Origin of the sequence: Paenibacillus sp. FSL K6-2859, from assembly GCF_038008265.1 — a bacterium.
GTDB classification, from domain to species: Bacteria; Bacillota; Bacilli; order Paenibacillales; family Paenibacillaceae; genus Paenibacillus_AQ; species Paenibacillus_AQ nitricinens.
In genome coordinates this window covers 308,977-328,371 of record NZ_JBBOYU010000001.1, presented here as the reverse complement: position 1 = coordinate 328,371, position 19,395 = coordinate 308,977, and the positions used below count along the sequence as shown (strand labels likewise).

The window sequence follows — 19,395 nt, the reverse complement described above, 5'->3', positions numbered from 1 at the left end:
GAGGAATAACAAAACCGATTTAAGGCGATTATTGCTCAAATTCAGGTAAATTAGCTGATTTAAGACGACTAAATCAGTTCTTTTTATTTATTTGACCAATTTTGACCTTTGTTTGATCTATACTTCACAATACAGCACGATTAGTATATGTTTAGGCCCCACATTCCATACAAGCCCGCAATTTCGCATTCATTACAACCCCAAAACATCCTACTCAAAAAGAAATGATATAATGAAAGTCAAATAACGACCATTTTTCTTACAGGAGACCAATTGTATGCAACCAACTTATACTATGGATGATACGCAGTGGACTAAACTCATCCAGAATGTCGCCTATTATTTCGATGACCTCACCCTCAAACGAGGGTTCCAATATTATAAGCAAAGCCGTATTCGTTCGTTCACTATGATGGAGCCATCTAAGATCAGCGCCCTTGTTGAGGGTAGAGAGGATTACCGCGTTACGATTGATCTGGACAGCTTCACTCGATGTCATTGTAACTGCCCTGTTTCAGGTCATTGTAAGCATATGGCAGCTGTGCTGCTCCATTATGCTGAACAACAGAATAGGTCTGTACAAGTTCTAGCTAACGCCAAGGCCGCAGCTTTTCTTCCAAAAACATCAAGTAGTTCACCTGCCGGAGCCGATGGAAAGCACCAGCAGCAGCTAAAAGAACATGCCAGCCGGATCGCTGACGGAGGCATCACGGAGTGGCGCGAGTATTTTGCATCCTGCATCACGCCTCTGGCACATACCACTCGGAATCCTGAATATGTGGATCGAGCATTATCCTCCATTACTAAATTTAAGCCGAAGTTATCACCGGAAAAGGACAAGCTATTTACTCTGCATGCCCATCTTTTTCTTCTAGAAAAGCTGGCTAAGCCTTCCGCTAATCTACCCGGTCAGGTCGCCTTCACCTCATCACTCGGGTATTACACGCAAGTAGCGGTATCAGAGCTACAGGAAGCAATTACACGTCTGTTAAAAAGCACACTCCCGCTGTCTTCCGAGCAGGAGCAGGAATATGATCTGTGGCCGCATATTGTCGAGACCCTCACCTACTTGCGGCGCGAGATGTTGACGGAGTCGCGCGATCGCTTGCGGGATCAGCCCTCTTTTTCACTATGCTATGACCTGCTGTGGAGAAACTGGATTTATCCGAATACAGGTGGAACTAAGCTTTACCTTGATGAAATCAAACAGCTTCAGCAGGCAGAGAGTGAGTTAGGAGCTTCCCTGTCACGCCATGCTTGGCTGTTAGCCCAGAGCCGCATGTATTTTTATCTGAAGGATGACCCGAAGGCTTGGGAATTATTGAATACAGCTGCCGAGCGCCCAGGTCTCCATCCTGATGAGCTGATGAGCTTCACCTCCCCGCTTCTGGATGCAGGGGAATGGTCACGATTGGTGGGCTGGCTTGTTCAGACCGGTCCACTGCTGAGCAGCAGACTCTATAATCTGAATACCTATTCGAACAGATGGGAAGAGGCCGTTCGCCATCTTCCTGAAGCTGAGCCTCAGATGTGGAATACATTAGCCGCCATGTTACCTATCTCTGGAGAAGTATACGAAGAAAAGTTAATTACCTATGAAAAATGGCAGACATGGATGGATTATCAACTGTCCATTGGTAAGCTGCCTTCCGAATTTCGTGTTACAGACCTCCAGCCTATGGAGAAAAACGCACCCGGAGTTCTGCTTCCCTTCTACCACCAGGCCGTCGAAAGATTTGTGCTGGATAAGAATAGACATAGCTACAAAGCGGCTGTGAAACTATTGAAGCGATTATCCAAGCTGTATAAAAAAATGAAACAAGAAGAACGGTGGGAAGAGTTCCTCATTGCCTTCACCACAAAGCATAGCAGACTCCGTGCGTTGCAAGAGGAGCTTCGGAAAGGAAAGCTAATACCATGAACATGCATTTGCGCACGCTGACCATCCGGCTTGCATTAAGCCAGTATGGCGATGCTTTAATATATGGAATGAATGAAAGAGAAGATCTCGTGCCCGGCTTGCAGCTTAAGCAGCGGTTATTCGCCTGGCATGAGGCATCTTTTTATGGTACGGAGTTAACGGTTCAACCAACTGGCGAAGGTATGGAGCTAGTGATTCTACCTGCGGAGCAGGTCCTCCCTTTCTTTGCAGAGCAGAAGCTGCTGGCGCATATCGAATGGAACTGGGAGGGCGATGCCGCCCATCTCACTGAACTGGCCCCACTTCTGGCTATATGTCTGGAGAATAAACAGTATATTCCCGATATCTCCGCTTATCGCGCCGGGAGGTTGCAATGGACCTGGGATGAGGACGCTTTTGCGCAGGTGGCAGTGGAGAATGACACTGCCAAAGGGGCCCTTGAGGCGCTAAATGACGGCAGCGAGTTTAGCCGCGGATTACGCGCGGCGTTCTCCGCCGCCGTATCGCAGAGGTTTTACAGCACGGAGGCCGAGGCAGGTGACCTCCGGAGCGAATTCCCGCTTCTATTCGATAGAAGCGGGGCCCTTGCAGCGGGCATGGATACCGCTGCATGGCTTATCGCCATTGGCTGGAAGGCGGATACCGCGCCTTTCCGGCCTGCACTTCAGCTGCTGGAGCCGGAAGGGGATGAATCCCCTTGGCGGCTGCAGCTGATCCTTCAGGACAAGCGCGATGAATCCGCGCTTGTTCCCATCAGGCTCGCCGATGATGGCGAGCCGCACGGCTTGTGGCCGACAGCATGGTCGGCCCACGTGCATGAACGCGCCGCGGGATGGCTGGAGCGCCTCCGCGGCAGTCTGCCGCCCGAGCGCTTCGCGGCGGGCGGCGACGTGCTCGCTGAACCGCTCAGTGATGCCATTGCTTGGCGGTTCTTAACCGCCGAGAGCCAGCGGCTGCTGGAAGCAGGCTGGCAAGTGCTGCTGCCGGCGTGGTGGGAAGCCGCCAGCCGGAAAAAACCGCGCCTGCGCGCCAAGATCAGCTCCGGCGAGGACAAACGCAGCGGCGGCGAGTCGCTCTTCGGTCTGGATTCGATCATCGATTTCGATTGGCGAATCTCCATCGGCGACGTCGACCTCACCGAAGCTGAATTTGCCGAGCTGGTCGCAAGAGGAGAACGGCTCGTCCGCTTCAAGGGCAAATGGGTCTCGCTCGATCCCGCACTGCTGACGCAAATTCAAAGAGCCATGGCAGGTATGGACAAGTCGCAAGGCTTGTCTTTCCAAGATGTGCTTCAGCTTCATTTGCTACAAGCGAGTGAGGATGCAGATGCTGAGGCTACAGAAGAGCAGCTTCAAGAGGATGCGGCGCGCCTGCGGCTCGAGGTAGAACTAAACGAGCATTTAATCAGCCTCATTGGTCAGCTCGGCCAGCGCTCACAGTGGCCGAAGCCCCCAGTACCCGCAGGACTCCAGGCAGAGCTACGCACCTATCAGTATGAGGGATATGCTTGGCTGACTTTCCTGCGTCAATTTGGTTTGGGGGCTTGTCTAGCCGATGATATGGGGCTTGGTAAAACCGTCCAACTCATCGCATATTTACTTCATATCAAAGAAAATACCGATCCTAGCTCATCCCGCCGCCAGACCGACCCACCGGGTTGGCCTGCTCTGATCATCTGCCCTACCTCCGTGTTGGGCAACTGGCAGAAGGAATTGCAGCGCTTCGCGCCTTCTTTGAATGTGATGCTGCACTACGGAAGCCGCCGTTTGGATGCAGGCTTCTTCTATGGCGCTGCTTCGCAAGCTGACGTGGTACTCACCTCTTATGCGACTGCAGCGCTTGATCAGGAGTTGCTGAAGGAATTCACTTGGGCGGCAATTTGCCTGGACGAAGCACAGAATATCAAGAATGCTCAAACGAAGCAGTCGGTAGCTGTACGTAGCTTCCCGGCTTTACACCGGATTGCGCTGACAGGAACACCTATAGAGAACAGATTATCTGAGCTGTGGTCCATTTATGATTTTATAACCCCAGGTTATCTGGGTAGTGCCAAAGCCTTTAACGATCGATTCAGTAATGCCATTGAGAAGGAACGTGACGAGAAACGTACAGCGGACCTACAAAATCTCGTGAAGCCGTTCATGCTACGCCGTAAGAAGAAGGATCCTAACATCCAGCTCGATCTTCCAGATAAAAATGAGATGAAGACCTACGTTCATCTCACAGCTGAACAAGCTGCGCTCTATGACCAGACCGTAAACGGACTGCTCGAACGTATGCAGAAGTTGGAAGGTATTGAGCGTAAGGGCGCCATTCTTGGGGCTTTGACCGGACTTAAGCAGCTATGTGATCACCCGATGCTTCTGACCAAGGAGGCCCTCCCTGAAACCGATTCGGACAATAAACTGGATACCAGTCCACTCATTAACCGTTCCTCTAAACTTGAAAGACTGCTGGATATGGTGAAGGAACTTCGTGCAGAGGATGAGCGCTGTCTCATTTTTACGCAATATGTCGGGATGGGAAAAATGCTTCAGGCTGTTCTACAGCAGGAGCTGGGAGAGCCCGTCCTTTATTTGAACGGCAGTACCTCCAAACAGGCGCGTGACCGAATGATTGAGCGATTCCAGACGCCTATACCTTCTGTGGACGAAGGATCCAGTCGTCCAGATGCACCACCGACTGATCAGCCGAATGTGTTCATCCTTTCTCTTAAAGCTGGAGGTGTCGGTCTGAATCTAACCGCAGCCAACCACGTATTCCACTTCGATCGCTGGTGGAATCCGGCCGTTGAGAACCAGGCGACGGACCGCGCCTATCGGATGGGCCAGACGCGCGATGTACAGGTGCATAAATTCATCGCCCTCGGGACGCTCGAAGAAAAAATTGATGAGATGCTGGAGAGTAAGCAGCAGCTAAGCGATAATGTCATCTCCAGCTCCGAAGGCTGGATTACCGAGCTGTCTACTGAGGCTTTGACAGACCTATTTACATTGCGGCGAGGCTTAACAGACTAATCCTGCCGCTTTCAGATACTCAAGAAGATGCTGGATAGTGTAGCGAAAGATTTGTTTAATCCAATAAAAAGGCAGAAACTCTTTATATCAGAGTTTCTGCTTTTTTTGTTACTGAACGATGGCATAAGATCAGAATCATTCTCTAACCACCAACGAATCTGTGCATGTCATCCTTTACGGCTTAACGAACATCGGTAATGTCCGCGTAAGGCCATTCGATTCCGGCCAGGAATGCCAACCAGAATACGCCGACCGCATATGCGGTGAATAGGACGTCGCGGTACGTAAAGCCAATAACATAATAATAAGTTCTCTTGGCCTGCCCGGAAAACCGCTTCGCCTCCATAGCCACCGCGATTCTATGGGCGCGTCGTATGCTTTGGGCAAGCAAAGGGATCGCGTATCGTTGCAACAGCTGGTAGAAGTTAAATATCCTCCCTCGTTTGCGTATTCCCCTGACTTTCAATGCGTGGTGCAAGGTCTGGAATTCTTCTGCGAGAATAGGCACCAGCCGCATCGCGGCCAAGAAGCTGTAAGCATACTTAGCCGGTAATCTCCCCTGCTGCATTAAGGAGTAGAAGAGGTTTACCGGCCTCGTCGTCAGACCGAACAGAAGCCCGACCGACGCCATGCTCAGTGCCCTGAACCCCAGATGCAGCCCTCTGTAGAAGCTTTCTTCCGTAATGTTCACTAATCCCCATCGGACCCACTCCGTCTCTCCCTTGCCGAAGAACATCATCCCCGTAGATGTAGACACGAACATCAGCAAGAAAGGGGAGGTGTATAACAGCAATCTGCGCAATGGGTGCCCGGACCACGGAAGCAGCAGCATCGAGCCGATGGCTACGTTCACCATGACGTTAAAGTCGTGGATGAGAATAATTGCCGCGAACCAGAGAGAGAACAGAACGATCTTAAGCGTAGGATTGACGCGGTGTAGCCAGGTTTCCCGGTGGGGAAAGGTCAATAACATCAGTAAGTCTCCCGTCTTCGATTCTCCATGACGCTGTGCAGAAATTTTCTACGATCCGCGCATCATGCGTGACCATAATAATCGAGGCTCCCGCCGAAAGCAGCCGCTCAAGCTTCTCGAGCAAAGAGAACGTATTCCGTGCGTCCAGCCCAAAGGTCGGCTCGTCTAGCAGCAATATGTGTTGCCCTTTTACGATCGCCGTCGCGACGCTTAATCGTCTCTTCTGCCCCATCGACAGCTGATACGGATGCCGCGAGGCAACGTCCTCTAAATAAAGTTCTTCCATTAGCTTATACGCCTTCGCACGCCGAATTTCGCAATGAACGCCATCCAGCAACAACGAATACTCGATCTCTTCCCGTACCGAATGTGTTACAAATTGAAATTCGGGGTTTTGAAAAACGAATGCGATATGCTCGGCCGCTTGCGCAACATGCTCCGCTTCCCGGCCTGCTATCTTGCATATCCCTTCGGTCTTAATCAGTCGCATGATCGAGAGCAGCAAGGAGCTCTTACCCGCTCCGTTATGGCCGATGATCCCGATCCATTGACCCGGGGTGACGATTGCCCTCCCTACTTCGATGACCGCCCTGTTCCCTCGTTTCCCACGAAACCTGTCCATTTCCAGATAGACATCTTCCCGATCGTTTGCGTTTGAATAACGAGTAATGCAGTCTGACCTCCGGGATTTATTCTCGATATAGTCCTCCCAAACGCCCGGATACCAAATTCCGTATTCTTGTAGCTCTCTCCTTTTAGCTGAAAAGATTTCCGTCGGCGATCCGTCAGCGATAACTACTCCTTCACGGGATAACACGACGATCCGATCGAAAAAGTCGATTACGCCTTCGATCTTATGTTCAATGACGATCAAGGTAATGCCTTCGGACAGGCTTCTGATCGCAGACCATACCAGCTCCGTACCCTCGCTATCCAACAGCGCTGTCGGTTCGTCCAGGAAAATCACTTCTGGCTCCATAGCCAGAACGGAAGCTATGGCTAATCGCTGTTTCATCCCTTGCGATAACGATTGGATTGCGATATGGATATCAGGAATATTCAAGCCGACTTGAGCGAGATAAAGGCGGATCAGACCTACCATTTCTTCGCGGGGGACGCCCATGTTCTCGAGAACGAAAGCCATCTCCTCGTCCACATATGGCATACAGAACTGCGTATCCGGATCTTGGAATACGTATCCCCATCGCTCGGGAACAAATGTCTCTTCAGCGATCATCGGAACTTCGATCGAACCGGGAATCAAACCGCTCAACACCTGCAGCAGCGTCGACTTCCCGCATCCGCTCGGGCCGAGCAGCAGCGTCTTCTCCCCCTGGTGGAAAGAAAGGGAAATGCCCTTGAACAACAAGGAGTCCTCTCCGGCAAACTTAAGCTTTAGGTTCTTAACTCTCGCAGCTATGGAGACTCCAGGCGTCATAGTCGTGTCAATGCGTCATAGTCCGCCTTGGACGCCGGTCTCAACACTTTGGTTACGCCTGTGAGCTCAAGCGCTTTGGACAGTCCGAAGGCGAAGATACCGGCGATGACGATACTTCCGAGTCCCCTCAGTCCGATCAGCAGCGTATAGTTCCAAGCGGACAACGATTCAATGTAACCGTAGCCGAAATCCAGCACCAACGAACCCGCCGCCGCCGCGAGCGCGGCCAGCGACGTGACCCAGACGTTCGCGTTGCGATAGAGGAAAATTGCGAAGACTAACTCCGCGCCCAATCCCTGCAACGCGCCGTAATACAAGGTCGAAAGCCCCCATTCACTGCCCAATAGCGCACTAACGGAAGCCGCCGCAATCTCAGCCAGAAGCGCCACTCCCGGCTTGCGGATGATGAGAAACGCGAACGTCCCGGCAATGAACCACATGCCGTATATCGTTTGCTCCGCATGGGTACCCAGCGGTTTGACCACGTCGTACATCGGTCCCCAGATTTTATAGATAATACCGAATACGACCGCGATCACGATGGTTACCAGAATATCAGTCAGCTTCAATCCCCGTGACCTCGTCCCTTTGTCTTGTTGTCCTTGCCTTTGTCCTTGCTTAGCTTGTTCCATGCTTCAACAACTTCCCTTCTAGGTTCTTGGATTCGTTGCTCGCATGATGTGAGTAATTTTAAAAAGCCTACCCATTAATGGGTAGGCTTGCGCATGGCATCAAAAAAAAGGATGCTCGACAATAACGTCTCTACGCTGGCATTACCCAGATCAGATTGACGGTCAGCGGCATAAGGCCGCTATCTCAGCCTGACTTCATCAAGCACCCGTTTATTGCGATTCAACTTCCTATAACTTATATCATAAGTAAACTTTTTACAATATGATTTTCGTTCCTTGGGTATCCCTATCGCGGTATCTAAGTGTAGAACGCTCACCATTGCTCGGACATCTTAAAAGTGACGGCGAGATCATCATCACCTGAGAGTGAGTTAACTACCAAAGTAACCGGCTCATCCTGAAGCTCGTAAGAGAGCCGCTCGTTAAGCAAGTTAACGGCCAAATTCGCATACGCACCAGAGATCCCTGATCCTGTACCTTGCATAATCACCTTTCCACCCGTGACCGTAGTGCAGGTGTAATTGACAAGCAGTGCTGTGTCCGTGACAGGAATATCCGTAGTTGGTGTAGGGAAATTTTCAAATGTCCCATCCAGAGTTCCACCTGCAACGACCATATAACGCACAGGTCTCTTGGATAGAATATCTAAAGCAGCCGGTCTAATTTCAGCCGCAAGACCTTGTGGAATAGTAAAGGCAGGACTCCTCATAAAGCTGATCGCTGCGAAGTCAGTCGATGTAACCGATACGTTATCACGTATTTCCGAGGTTATACGGCTTACTTGAAACACATCCAGATTAACAGCCGTCCAGACACCGTTCACATCCACAAGAAAAACCTGAATCTTTAATTGCTCCTGTGAATACACAAAATTAAATTGAAATAAATCCTCTACAATAGGGTAGGTCTTACTTAACGTTTCCCGATATTGCAGCTCAAATAATTCTTCAATAAAGACTGTCTGAGGACTTGCACTATTGGCTAAACCCGTTAAATAACAAGCCGCTCCAGCTGATCCATTGTTAACTACTTCGATCACAACTTGATCTATTGGACGGGTACCGTCGACAGGTAAATTAATGATTGTGCTTGTAGAGAGGACAGGCAATGTCTTCACACCTCCTATTCATATCAAATTATATCTATATGCTATGCAATCAATTTTTAGAATTCTTGGATGATATTAAAATAGAGAAGTGCTAAACAGATATAATATACAGATTTGCCACCAAATAAAGGATGTGGTAAACTCGACTTAACTTTTTATGAACGGAGGGTTACGTGTGATAGATTTTATCCGAGTTAGAACTTTGCGCGGCTAATTGAATAGCGCTAAAGCTCTGCCCATGTGCAGAGGACTCAGGATAGGTCTACCCATTTACCTCCATAGAAGCCAACAAACTAAAACGCCTTCGGCGTCCTTATAAGGACGGTAGCGTTTATGTGAGAATTATAAGGATAAAGTATATCGTGAAACTTATACTTTCTTATAATTTAAACCAACTGCTGCTCGTAAGGGATTAAGTTATCATTTCCCTACGCCCCAGTTGTTTAATTTGATATATCTATGGAAGACCCTAATGTTGTAACGGAGATTTCCCCTTACACATTTGTTCTGACGTCCTCTAACGAACCATAAGCACAGGCAGATGACCTGTGTTTTTTTGCGTTTACTATTTACTACTGGAGGATGAATAAATATATGGAACAACTACGAGAAAAAGCTATTATAGTCGGTGTCCAGCTACAAAACGAAACAAACTTCGCTTATTCGATGGAAGAACTCACTAATCTGGCAGCTGCCTGTGACCTAGAAGTTGTAGGAGAGCTTAGTCAGAAGGCAAGTCGGATCAACCCTTCCCACTATATCGGCACAGGCAAAATCCAAGAATTATCTGCTCTCTTAGAAGCGCATGATGCTCCTATTGTTATTTTTAATGATGAGCTGTCTCCTTCACAGATTCGCAATTTGGAGTCCTCTCTAGGCCGTCAGGTCATTGACCGGACGATTCTGATCCTGAATATTTTCGCAGAACGAGCGAAGACCAAAGAAGCTCAGCTGCAAGTGGAAGTAGCTAAGCTGCAATATATGCTCCCCCGATTAACAGGTCTCCGAGAATCTCTCGGCAGACAAGGTGGTGGTGCTGGGCTGAAGAACAGAGGCGCTGGTGAAACAAAGCTGGAGCTGGATCGCAGAAGAATTGAAGAACGGATTTCAGCATTACAGGTTGAGCTTCAACAGCAAGTAGCAAGGCGCCAAATTCAGCGGAAGCAGCGGCATAAGAATGAGGTTCCTGTCGTCTGTCTCGTCGGCTATACGAATACCGGCAAGTCCAGCTTAATGAATGTAATCGTGGAGACGTATCATCCAGGCTCTAATAAGCAAGTGTTCGCCAAGGATATGTTATTCGCTACGCTGGAGACATCCGTTCGGAGCATTGAGCTACCGGATCACAAAACCTTTTTATTAACAGATACCGTTGGATTCGTCAGCCAGCTTCCCCATCATCTGGTCAAAGCCTTCCGCTCCACGCTCGAAGAGGTGACCGAAGCCGACTTATTGATTCATGTAGTCGATATTTCCGATCCCCAGCATCAGCAGCATATGGCTGTCACCGATGAGACTTTGAAAGCGCTCGGTGCGGACCAAATTCCAACAGTTTATGCCTACAACAAAGCTGACCTAACGGACCTACCTTACCCTCACCTTGAGGGTGACAATGTCTATCTTTCCGCCAAACAAATTAGCGGGATAGCTGAACTTACAGATCTGATTCGCAGCCATGTTTTTACGGATTATGTACAGTGTGAAATTCTGATTCCATTTGATCGCGGCAATGTGGTCTCCTATTTTAACGAGCATGCCCATGTCCAATCGACTAGCTATGAAGAAACAGGCACAAGGCTTGAACTGGAATGCAGAAAATCTGATTTCGAGAAATTCCGCAGTGACTTTATTGAGCTTTAGGCTATAAGACGCAGCAAAGGGGTTGTCCCATAAGTCATAAATGACTCAGGGACAGCCCCTTCTTCTACTTATTGGTGGAAGCGAACCCGGTTAACTATCCGAAATATTTCACTTATTGTGCAAGCAATTTATCCAACAAGCGAATGATCATCGCAACCGACTCCGCACGGGATGCAGTATCATTCGGTTTGAACAATTCGTTGCCTTTACCAGTTACTATGCCAGCAGTTGCAAAAGCATTAATTTGTTCAGAAGCCCAGTTCGTAGCTACATCCAAAAATAGATTGGATGCGTTAGGAACATAGTTTGTCAGACGAGCAAGCATTGCAACGATCTCAGCGCGGGAAATTTCTTGATTAGGATGGAAAGAACCATCACTATATCCCGTGATTACCCCTTTAGCTTGTAATGCTGCAATCGATTTTGAAGCCCAATGTCCTTGTGTATCAGAGAAGAATGAACCGCTTGAATTCGGTAGACCAAAAGCTTTTGCTACCATTGTGGCGAACTCGGCGCGAGTTACCTTTTGATCCGGATGGTAAGAACCATCACTATAACCCGTTACAATCCCCATCTTAGCTGCACGCTCCACTACGGAGGCACTCCACGAAGATGCCTGAACATCCGTAAAGTGTATAGCGGGAGCAGACTTCTCTTTTTCCACGATAGCCTTAACTGCCTCTACATTTACCTTGTCGTTGAACACCAGCTTTGACGCTGTTGGCGCTGTTGGCGTTACTGTTGGCTTCGGTGTTGATGTTGGTGGCGTTGGCGATACTGGTAGCGTTGCTGTTGAATTTGGTGTCGATACTGGTGGTGTCGGTGTCGGTGTCGGTGTCGGTGTCGGTGTTGGTGTCGGTGTTGGTGTTGGTGTTGGTGTTGGTGTTGGTGTTGGTGTTGGTGTTGGTGTTGGTGTTGGTGTCTCAGTTTCCGTTGTTTTCTTAACAGAAAACTCATCGATCAATGTACCCGCAATTGTACGTGCCTTCACATGAATCGCATCTTCTGTAATTTCAATAGCGGAGTACACAGGAACGTCTTCATCAAAAATATAATTCAAATAATTATATTGCGTGCCATCATAGAATTTCCAGCCTGAAGCACCACCATCAAGGTATACAGTCCCCTCATTGGTAGCTTTATTTGGCTTTCCATCCTTCATTGGATAGGTCCGTGCATATACATGATCATGACCAACCAGAACCAAATCGACTTTTTTCTTTTCTAATATGGGTGCAAAGTAGGTTTGGGTATACTCAACAAGGGATTCCCGACCATTCTCTGTATGATAAGCTGGACGATGGAACATAACAACAGTCCACTTTTTATCATTCTGATCCAAATCTTCTTTTAACCATGCTGCTTGAGCAATCATCTGTTCCTCTACGCCTTCTGAGTTCAATACGACAAAATGAGTATCATCGACTTCATAAGAGTAAGCATATTGCAGTTGGGATTCTGGTCCGTTCTCTGGGAAATTCGCACCTTTGGTGAACACATCTTTTCCTTCACTCTTCACATCATGGTTGCCCAGTGCTAGTGCAGTCGGAAGTTTTGTTGCATAAATAGAAGATGCTAGCCAGAACTTTTGCCATTCTTCGAATGCGCCGCCTACATCAACCATATCTCCACCGTGCATAATAAACTGTGTTGATGGATATTGTGTCAATGCGTTAGTCATTAGCGCTTGATAGGTTTCTAATCCTTGTAATTGATTCGTATGGGAATCCGTAATGAATAAGAATGAGGTCGGTGTTTTTTTATCCTGATCAACAGTAGAATATTCATTCCATTCTGACCAATGGTCCTCATAGCCTACACGATATTTGTAAGTAGTATCTGCTTTCAAGCCCTTAACCAGGACATTATGAAACCGGATTTCGCCTTTCGTTCCATTTTCCTTCATGCTAAGCACCTGCAGCTCACTCTCGGCTTGCTGTTGCCTTACCATATTAACGTCTGGGCTTACTCCTGCTTCCCATTCACCAGCTTCAATGTATTGAATATAAGTAGAGGTTTGATCTGGTTTTGTTTGCCAGGCAGCACTTAGTTGTGAAGACATATCCTCTGTCACATAGGTTTGAATATATTGCGCTTCATTCGTACCATACTGCTCCACAACTTCATAATTGACAACTTTACTGTTCTGATCACCGATGACAGCTTGAACTTGATAGGTACCAAGTGCCAATGTAGTGAGATCTGTTGTTAACTGTCCTTTAGCATCTGTTTTGCCTAGGCTGCTGTTCAATAACTGACTACTAACATCAGCTTCCGAGATATAACCTGTTGTTTGTCCGTCTGCGAGAATAACCTCGTAAAATCCATTCTTAGCTGCTGTTGAAGCATAGTAACGTTCACCAGCATTTGCAACCATGATTACATTAGAAGATGTATCATCATCCTCATATACACTAGACGTAACAGTGTTAACTGTCACGACTGAGCTTTGTTTTAATAATCCAGTAAAAATAATACCCGCACCTTCATACGGCTTGCCTCCATGGTCTAACACTGTAAATGTAGAAGGTGTACCCAAACCAACTCCCGTCATTTTCAGCTGATAGGGGAAACCGATTGTATAATGAATAGGCGCGGCTAAGGGTGTACTCGTCTGAACGCCGCCAGCAGTAAGACTCGCATTGCTCATTGTTATGGTTTTATACGCTTCGCCACGCTCTAAGACGGCATGAGAGCTCACTCTGAAGTTAACAGTAACGGCATCATGAGCTGCCGCTATTACATTATTAAGTGCTACTTGAACCATACCGTGCTCATTATCAATATCTGAGGTTAGGGAAACTCCAGACGCCTGAGTAATGCTTTCAACTTGAAGGGTGCTTGCATCATAATTTAAGGTGAATTTTGCCTGTTCTGCTTTCAAGTAGTCTTTGATATTAATATGAACAGGATAGATTTCATTACTTACTGCTTCTTCGTCCGCAGCCATGAACAAACGCTCTCCTGCATTTATTGTGAAGGTGAATGTTTTTGCTGCCGGGTTACCTTTCTTGTCCTTCACTTCAATAGCAAGCTCATGATAACCACCATCTACATATTCTCCCGGGTAAGTTAATACATTTGTATCTGGAGAATATTGCACTTCATCCGTAATATCCGTATCATCTAACTGAACAGATAAGGTACTCAAATCCAGGCCTGATCCGTTATCAGTCAGCTCAACCTTCACTTCATCAAGTGGAGTATTTAATACTTCATTTTCAACAGGGGCTATAGGTTTAATGGCAGGAACATCCTTATCCTCTTCAACCTCATCATAGATAAAGGTAATATCATCTACCCAAATAGAGCCCTTGTTTTTCTTGCTCATATCCGATTGTTTCAATTGGAAAAACAATTCAAGAACAATCGGGCCCGGTTTACCCTGCGGAACATCTGCCTCGATATATTTCCAGCCGGACCAATTGATACCCACTTGATTTACATCATAAAATTCTGCTTGGAAAGAAGATCCGCCTATATCTCTAAATTTTGTCGTCAGCAAATGTCCTTCATTGTTTGCATAAACCCACATGCCTACTTTAGTAGGGTAACCTGTTACTGGGATATTCCCCGTTTTATACCCGACTTCAATTTGAGAGGGATTATCTACTATGCCGATCATATCGTAATCAATTCTAGCAGAATATTGTCCATTTCTTACAAGCTTCTTGTTATCTTCTAAGTGCAGCGTAGCATTATACATACGTTTAGGTTTAAATTTCACATCATTGATTCCATCTTCAAAATCTTCGACCACGACGGATGGCTTAGCATCATCTGCTGCGTAGGCATAATTATTTTGACTAAAACCTGTATTCAACCCTCCTACTAGCAACGTTATTGCTGATGCAATCACTATTGTCTTACGTAATGTCTTCATAGCGCTTATCCTTCCCCCTATTAGTAAAGTATTGATCAATGAGAACTATAACAGTTCAATGTAAATTTAAACCTTTGCTACTATTAAAGATTTAGATTGTATGCACTGAAATTTCTTTCTTGACGCATAAATAGCTACTCAAGCTTCAATGATTACGAACTAAAACTATTGAATCCACGAAAAAAAAGACACCCTAGATGGTGTCTTTACTGAATCTACGTATGACGGACAAACGGATGGGAACTGATTCCAGAATGCCTATTGAATAAGTATGGGCTGTTTCTTTTGTAGAACATCTACTTATGAGACAGCCTCTTTTTTCAGGAAGATTACTCTTCTTGGTACCCTCTTAGCTTTTAGATCTTATAAATGTAACTTCTAGTCCCTATTCTTGAGAACACAGTGCACTCAGAGCCTCTATTTTCCGCTCCGGGTAAGACCGAACCTGAAGATAATCTCTGTAAATAGTTAAAATCAGGATGAATGGATTCATTCGTAAGAAACGCTGAGGTATTACTTCCGGGCACTCTTTCTTCATTAAGAGAGTCTATAATGATTTCCGCAGTAGTTATCCCAATACCGTGGCCATAGAACAGGTCTTCTTCAAGCTTAACCGCATTCTCACCCTGCCATTCTGGCTTGCTAGGTGCATGATCTGGATTCCTGAAATACACAATATCTCCCCGCAGCATCTGATCCTTATTATAGTTCGTAATTAAGCGTAGATTCTCGTCGTAATTCCAATCCCATAAGAACAAATCCTTAAAATACCTATTAAAGGCTTCTTCTCCTATAGCTTCAATTGTCGCCCTGTACATAACAATGACCATGGCTGTCGCGCATTCGAAGGCATATAAATGTCCATTCTGAAAAATGTCTTTAATCCCTACCGAAGGCGCCACACCAGCGTTCAGCTGTAGTCCTCCAATATCTGTACGCGTCCAAAACTGCGGGTTGCAGCGCGACTCATCAAATGTTGCAAAATCCGCTCCACTGTTATTTAAAGCTTCGGCCGATTCCACGATGCTGTCTCTCATTTTCCGTTCAAAGTCAAGGGCATCGGGTGAACGAACTTCCTTCACCATGCTTAGTCCCTCCAATATTATAGGTTCTAAATATAGGTTATTGTACGTGTTCGCTGCCCAGTTGGTGCTTAATTCATTTTATTCCCGTGACTCAACAAACCACTGATTAAGCTGCCTTGTCTCTTCCGTCAAAATATCCAAATATATAGAAGTGCGGTATCCCGTATCCTTTAAGCTTTTTCCCGTAATCTCTGCTATGCGATTTAATCTGTACAGCAATGTGTTGGTATGAATATGTAAAAAAACGGCGGATTCCTTCAAGTTTCCACTGAGTGATAAATAAACGGCGATCGTTTTTAGAAAATCACTTTTATGCTCGCGATCATGCTCTTTTAGCGGATACAGCAAAGGACTTTTACGGGTTCGACTACGTTTTTGCTCTATAATAGCCGGAACATACGCCCAAAATCCAATATCCTCATACAATAATAACTCTCGGCCATGAAAAGGCAGCAGCTTCTTGATCTCCAGAATGGACCCCGCTTCCCAATACGCAATGGCTGCCGACATATATTCGGTGTAATCCAGGCTACAGCCTGCGCTTAGCATACAGCCCTCACTCTTACGCATATCTTCAATAATTTTTCGCATAAAAGAAGACAGTCCCCCCGTCCCTTCCATACGAAAGCTGAATGAAAACAATATAATCAACCGATTATGCTCTGCAGTCAGAAACAATAATTGCATGCCTGAATAGGAAGCCATAGTTTGCCGAAACCGAAGTACAAAATGATCATTGATGACTTTGTCACTCTCTAACACGCTAATATAATATTTCTCCGGCAAAAGAATTGACCAAACTTCCGCATCCTGCTTGATGTTCGCTTCATTGTCATAATGGGAGGTGAGCAGCTTCCAGAAAAAATCCTCCTGAGTCTTCTCCTGCTTCGTCTTCCACCCCCGCTGCTTCAATAAGTAGCGCCCTACGATGCCCGCCGCTTTCTCAACGATATTCTCCGCGTGTCCCTCAACTAGATTGCCTGCATCCACTACCCATATGTACCCGAGAATTTCCTTCTGATGTTTGATGCAAATAGCGAGTCGGGGTCCAAGACCTACCTCCATCACCGCAGGAATCCGAATCGGACGTGTAGCGTTCTCAAGCTGCTGCATAATCCCCTTCTTACGCAAACCAATAATGACAGCGTTAGGTACGCGTTTCCCAATAATGGTTGAAATTCTTGCAGAATCACTCTCAAATTGATGGGAGCTGTATCCGATCACATGGTGATTGCTGTCCTCAATGGTAACTTGAGATTGAAGAGATTCACTAATCGCATCCGCCAACGATTCCATACTATCGAAGAAACGATCAAACAATGGATCCTTTTCCGTCACTAGCCCCACCCCTGCCTGAAAAATAGCCGAACCTTGTACTTTAGAGTGATTTTATTATAGTATGCGTGCTCCCCGCTGACTATAAGATAATGGGATGGGGGCGCGATGGATGGGACCTTGAGATCGCCGGGTGAAGGAGCTACGGGGTTATAGATTTCCGTGGGGGCGGAGTTGCTGAGTACAGGTTACGTTGGTTGCGGAATGGCGGGATTATGGAGTGGCGTGGGACGGAGTTGCAGGTTACGTTGATGCGGGTGACGAGAAGCGAGGTGACGGAGTGGCGCGACAATACTTAAACCGCTACTTGAGAGAGCCCCCTTATAGTTTTTAGGGAATTCCTCCCTGTAATTGTGTCTCTTTAGGTTTGCCTGCTACTAATCAGGGAAAACCTCCCTATAACTCCTCCAATTCAGGCACAATCGGGGATATTCTTCGTATTTATAGGGATAAATTCCCTAAAAATAGCATTTTAAGCTTTTTTTTCGTAATTTATAGGGAGAATTTCCCTAAAAATCATCACCAACAAACATCCACCCGATCCAACGATCTTCATAACGCAGTCCTACAACCTTTAACACCGAACTAGTAGATCTCTGCTGGATCTAGCACACTGAAGCCACTCCTAGATACCTCCTAGATCAAACTAGCAGACTTCTGCCAGATCCTCCCCACACCGAACTGAGCCGAAAATATTACTCCCAGAACAACAAACAGCAAACTCCCATAACGGAAATTTGCTGTCTATCGGTTTACAAATATTTCCAATAACTATGAACGCATCTATTTAGCTCTATTTAGCTCTGTTTAGCTCTATTTAGCTCATCGTGAACGTCTGCTCCATGGCTTGTTCTACCGAAAAATGTTTCTCACCAAGTGCTTCAGCTACGGCTTGGCAAGTGATTTTACCATTAGCCACATTTACACCGCTTCTTAAACCGGCATTATCTTGAATCGCTTTGATCACGCCTTTATTGGCAATTTGCAAGGCGTATGGAACAGTCACATTGGTTAAAGCAATCGTCGAAGTTTTGGCCACAGCACCCGGCATATTAGCAACAGAATAATGCAGTACGCCATGCTTAATAAATACAGGATTATCATGTGTGGTCACTCTGTCGATCGTCTCCACGATACCACCTTGGTCAATCGCCACATCAACAATCACCGAACCCGGCTTCATGGTCTTGACCATTTCTTCTGTCACCAGCTTCGGTGCTTTCGCACCCGGAATCAGCACCGCACCTACCAACAAATCTGCCTCAGCTACCACTTTGGCAATATTGTAAGGATTCGAGATTAGCGTGTTGATCTGTGCACCAAAAATATCATCTAATTGACGTAATCTTTCTGCACTGAGGTCAACAATTGTAACATCAGCACCCAATCCGATAGCCATTTTCGCGGCATTAGTACCTACTACACCGCCGCCGATAATGCTAACTTTGCCACGACTAACCCCGGGAACACCGGAGAGAAGAATCCCTTGTCCGCCATAGTTCTTTTGCAAGAACTGAGCGCCAAGCTGAACGGACATCCGGCCCGCCACTTCACTCATCGGTGTTAATAGCGGCAAGGTACGTTCATGAACAACCGTCTCATACCCGATGGCAAACACACCCTTATCTTTGAGCGCAGCGGCCAGAGAAGGTTCAGGCGCAAGATGCAGATACGTGAACAAGATAAGGCCTGGACGGAAATAGGGGTACTCGCTTTCCAATGGTTCTTTCACTTTCATCACCATTTCGGCAGAGCTCCAGACGGTGGCTGCGTCCTGAATCAGCTCTGCCCCGGCAGAAGCATACTCTTCGTTTGGAAATCCGCTTCCCACACCAGCCCCAGCTTCCACCAGCACTTGATGTCCTTCTTTAATAAGGCTAACTACACCCGCAGGTGTTATGGCTACACGATTCTCATTATTTTTAATTTCTTTAGGCACTCCGATAATCATCATTCATCTCTCCCGTCTAATGTAGATCCCTTATGTAAAGAATAATAACATACGTTTAGTATTTCCAATTTGGTAAAAAATTAAAATATTATCTATCATCATTGTGTTTTTACACAAAGGATTCGTCTTAAACTGCCTATCAACTTCAGGTTCATTTGGTACCCAACACAACCCTAATCATTATCTCATAAA

At 46.6% G+C, this 19,395-nt stretch carries 11 protein-coding genes and 1 riboswitch; of the genes, 3 read left to right on the top strand and 8 right to left on the bottom strand.

The window, feature by feature from the left end:
• Positions 1-277: 277 nt before the first annotated feature.
• On the top strand, positions 278-1,921 hold the full coding sequence (locus tag MHB64_RS01505; RefSeq protein WP_094877241.1) for an SWIM zinc finger family protein: 1,644 nt from the start codon (positions 278-280) through the stop codon (positions 1,919-1,921).
• Positions 1,918-4,938, top strand: coding sequence for a DEAD/DEAH box helicase (locus MHB64_RS01500; protein ID WP_341133562.1), 3,021 nt, complete (start codon positions 1,918-1,920; stop codon positions 4,936-4,938). Before MHB64_RS01505 ends, MHB64_RS01500 begins: the two co-directional genes overlap by 4 nt.
• 181 nt (positions 4,939-5,119) lie before the next feature.
• Here MHB64_RS01500 and MHB64_RS01495 read toward each other — a convergent pair whose 3' ends face one another.
• The 4 genes from MHB64_RS01495 to MHB64_RS01480 form a co-directional block, all read right to left on the bottom strand.
• Positions 5,120-5,911, bottom strand: coding sequence for an energy-coupling factor transporter transmembrane component T family protein (locus tag MHB64_RS01495; RefSeq protein WP_094877239.1), 792 nt, complete (start codon positions 5,909-5,911; stop codon positions 5,120-5,122).
• On the bottom strand, positions 5,853-7,349 hold the full coding sequence (locus tag MHB64_RS01490) for an ABC transporter ATP-binding protein (protein ID WP_341133561.1): 1,497 nt from the start codon (positions 7,347-7,349) through the stop codon (positions 5,853-5,855). The genes MHB64_RS01495 and MHB64_RS01490 overlap by 59 nt, the downstream gene beginning before the upstream one ends.
• A complete protein-coding gene (locus tag MHB64_RS01485; RefSeq protein ID WP_094877237.1) occupies positions 7,346-7,981 on the bottom strand; it encodes an ECF transporter S component in 636 nt (211 codons plus the stop codon). The genes MHB64_RS01490 and MHB64_RS01485 overlap by 4 nt, the downstream gene beginning before the upstream one ends.
• 108 nt (positions 7,982-8,089) lie before the next feature.
• Positions 8,090-8,201, bottom strand: a riboswitch (TPP riboswitch).
• 93 nt (positions 8,202-8,294) lie between these two features.
• On the bottom strand, positions 8,295-9,098 hold the full coding sequence (locus tag MHB64_RS01480; protein WP_143812228.1) for a hypothetical protein: 804 nt from the start codon (positions 9,096-9,098) through the stop codon (positions 8,295-8,297).
• A gap of 585 nt (positions 9,099-9,683) precedes the next feature.
• On the opposite strand from MHB64_RS01480, the gene hflX reads away from it, so the two are divergent.
• On the top strand, positions 9,684-10,949 hold the full coding sequence (hflX, locus tag MHB64_RS01475) for a GTPase HflX (protein WP_341133560.1): 1,266 nt from the start codon (positions 9,684-9,686) through the stop codon (positions 10,947-10,949).
• A 112-nt stretch (positions 10,950-11,061) separates the two neighbouring features.
• Here hflX and MHB64_RS01470 read toward each other — a convergent pair whose 3' ends face one another.
• From MHB64_RS01470 to ald, 4 genes are all read right to left on the bottom strand, one after another.
• Positions 11,062-14,832 (bottom strand): S-layer homology domain-containing protein, encoded by a 3,771-nt coding sequence (locus tag MHB64_RS01470; RefSeq protein ID WP_341133559.1) that lies wholly within the window; start codon positions 14,830-14,832, stop codon positions 11,062-11,064.
• Positions 14,833-15,188: 356 nt separating this feature from the next.
• Positions 15,189-15,917 carry a protein-glutamine gamma-glutamyltransferase gene (locus tag MHB64_RS01465; RefSeq protein WP_094869183.1) on the bottom strand — a complete coding sequence of 243 codons (729 nt, stop codon included), beginning with the start codon at positions 15,915-15,917 and terminating at the stop codon, positions 15,189-15,191.
• Positions 15,918-15,995: 78 nt separating this feature from the next.
• Positions 15,996-17,255 carry a PucR family transcriptional regulator gene (locus MHB64_RS01460; RefSeq protein WP_341133558.1) on the bottom strand — a complete coding sequence of 420 codons (1,260 nt, stop codon included), beginning with the start codon at positions 17,253-17,255 and terminating at the stop codon, positions 15,996-15,998.
• An 814-nt stretch (positions 17,256-18,069) separates the two neighbouring features.
• Positions 18,070-19,203, bottom strand: coding sequence for an alanine dehydrogenase (gene ald / locus MHB64_RS01455; RefSeq protein ID WP_094869185.1), 1,134 nt, complete (start codon positions 19,201-19,203; stop codon positions 18,070-18,072).
• Positions 19,204-19,395 lie beyond the last annotated feature (192 nt).

What these genes read in the sequence shown, in the direction of transcription:
- MHB64_RS01505 (WP_094877241.1), top strand. Translation starts at nt 278, where the DNA reads ATGCAACCAACTTATACTATGGATGATACGCAGTGGACTAAACTCATC.
- MHB64_RS01500 (WP_341133562.1), top strand. Translation starts at nt 1,918, where the DNA reads ATGAACATGCATTTGCGCACGCTGACCATCCGGCTTGCATTAAGCCAG.
- MHB64_RS01495 (WP_094877239.1), bottom strand. Translation starts at nt 5,911, where the DNA reads ATGTTATTGACCTTTCCCCACCGGGAAACCTGGCTACACCGCGTCAAT.
- MHB64_RS01490 (WP_341133561.1), bottom strand. Translation starts at nt 7,349, where the DNA reads ATGACGCCTGGAGTCTCCATAGCTGCGAGAGTTAAGAACCTAAAGCTT.
- MHB64_RS01485 (WP_094877237.1), bottom strand. Translation starts at nt 7,981, where the DNA reads ATGGAACAAGCTAAGCAAGGACAAAGGCAAGGACAACAAGACAAAGGG.
- hflX (WP_341133560.1), top strand. Translation starts at nt 9,684, where the DNA reads ATGGAACAACTACGAGAAAAAGCTATTATAGTCGGTGTCCAGCTACAA.
- MHB64_RS01470 (WP_341133559.1), bottom strand. Translation starts at nt 14,832, where the DNA reads ATGAAGACATTACGTAAGACAATAGTGATTGCATCAGCAATAACGTTG.
- MHB64_RS01465 (WP_094869183.1), bottom strand. Translation starts at nt 15,917, where the DNA reads ATGGTGAAGGAAGTTCGTTCACCCGATGCCCTTGACTTTGAACGGAAA.
- ald (WP_094869185.1), bottom strand. Translation starts at nt 19,203, where the DNA reads ATGATTATCGGAGTGCCTAAAGAAATTAAAAATAATGAGAATCGTGTA.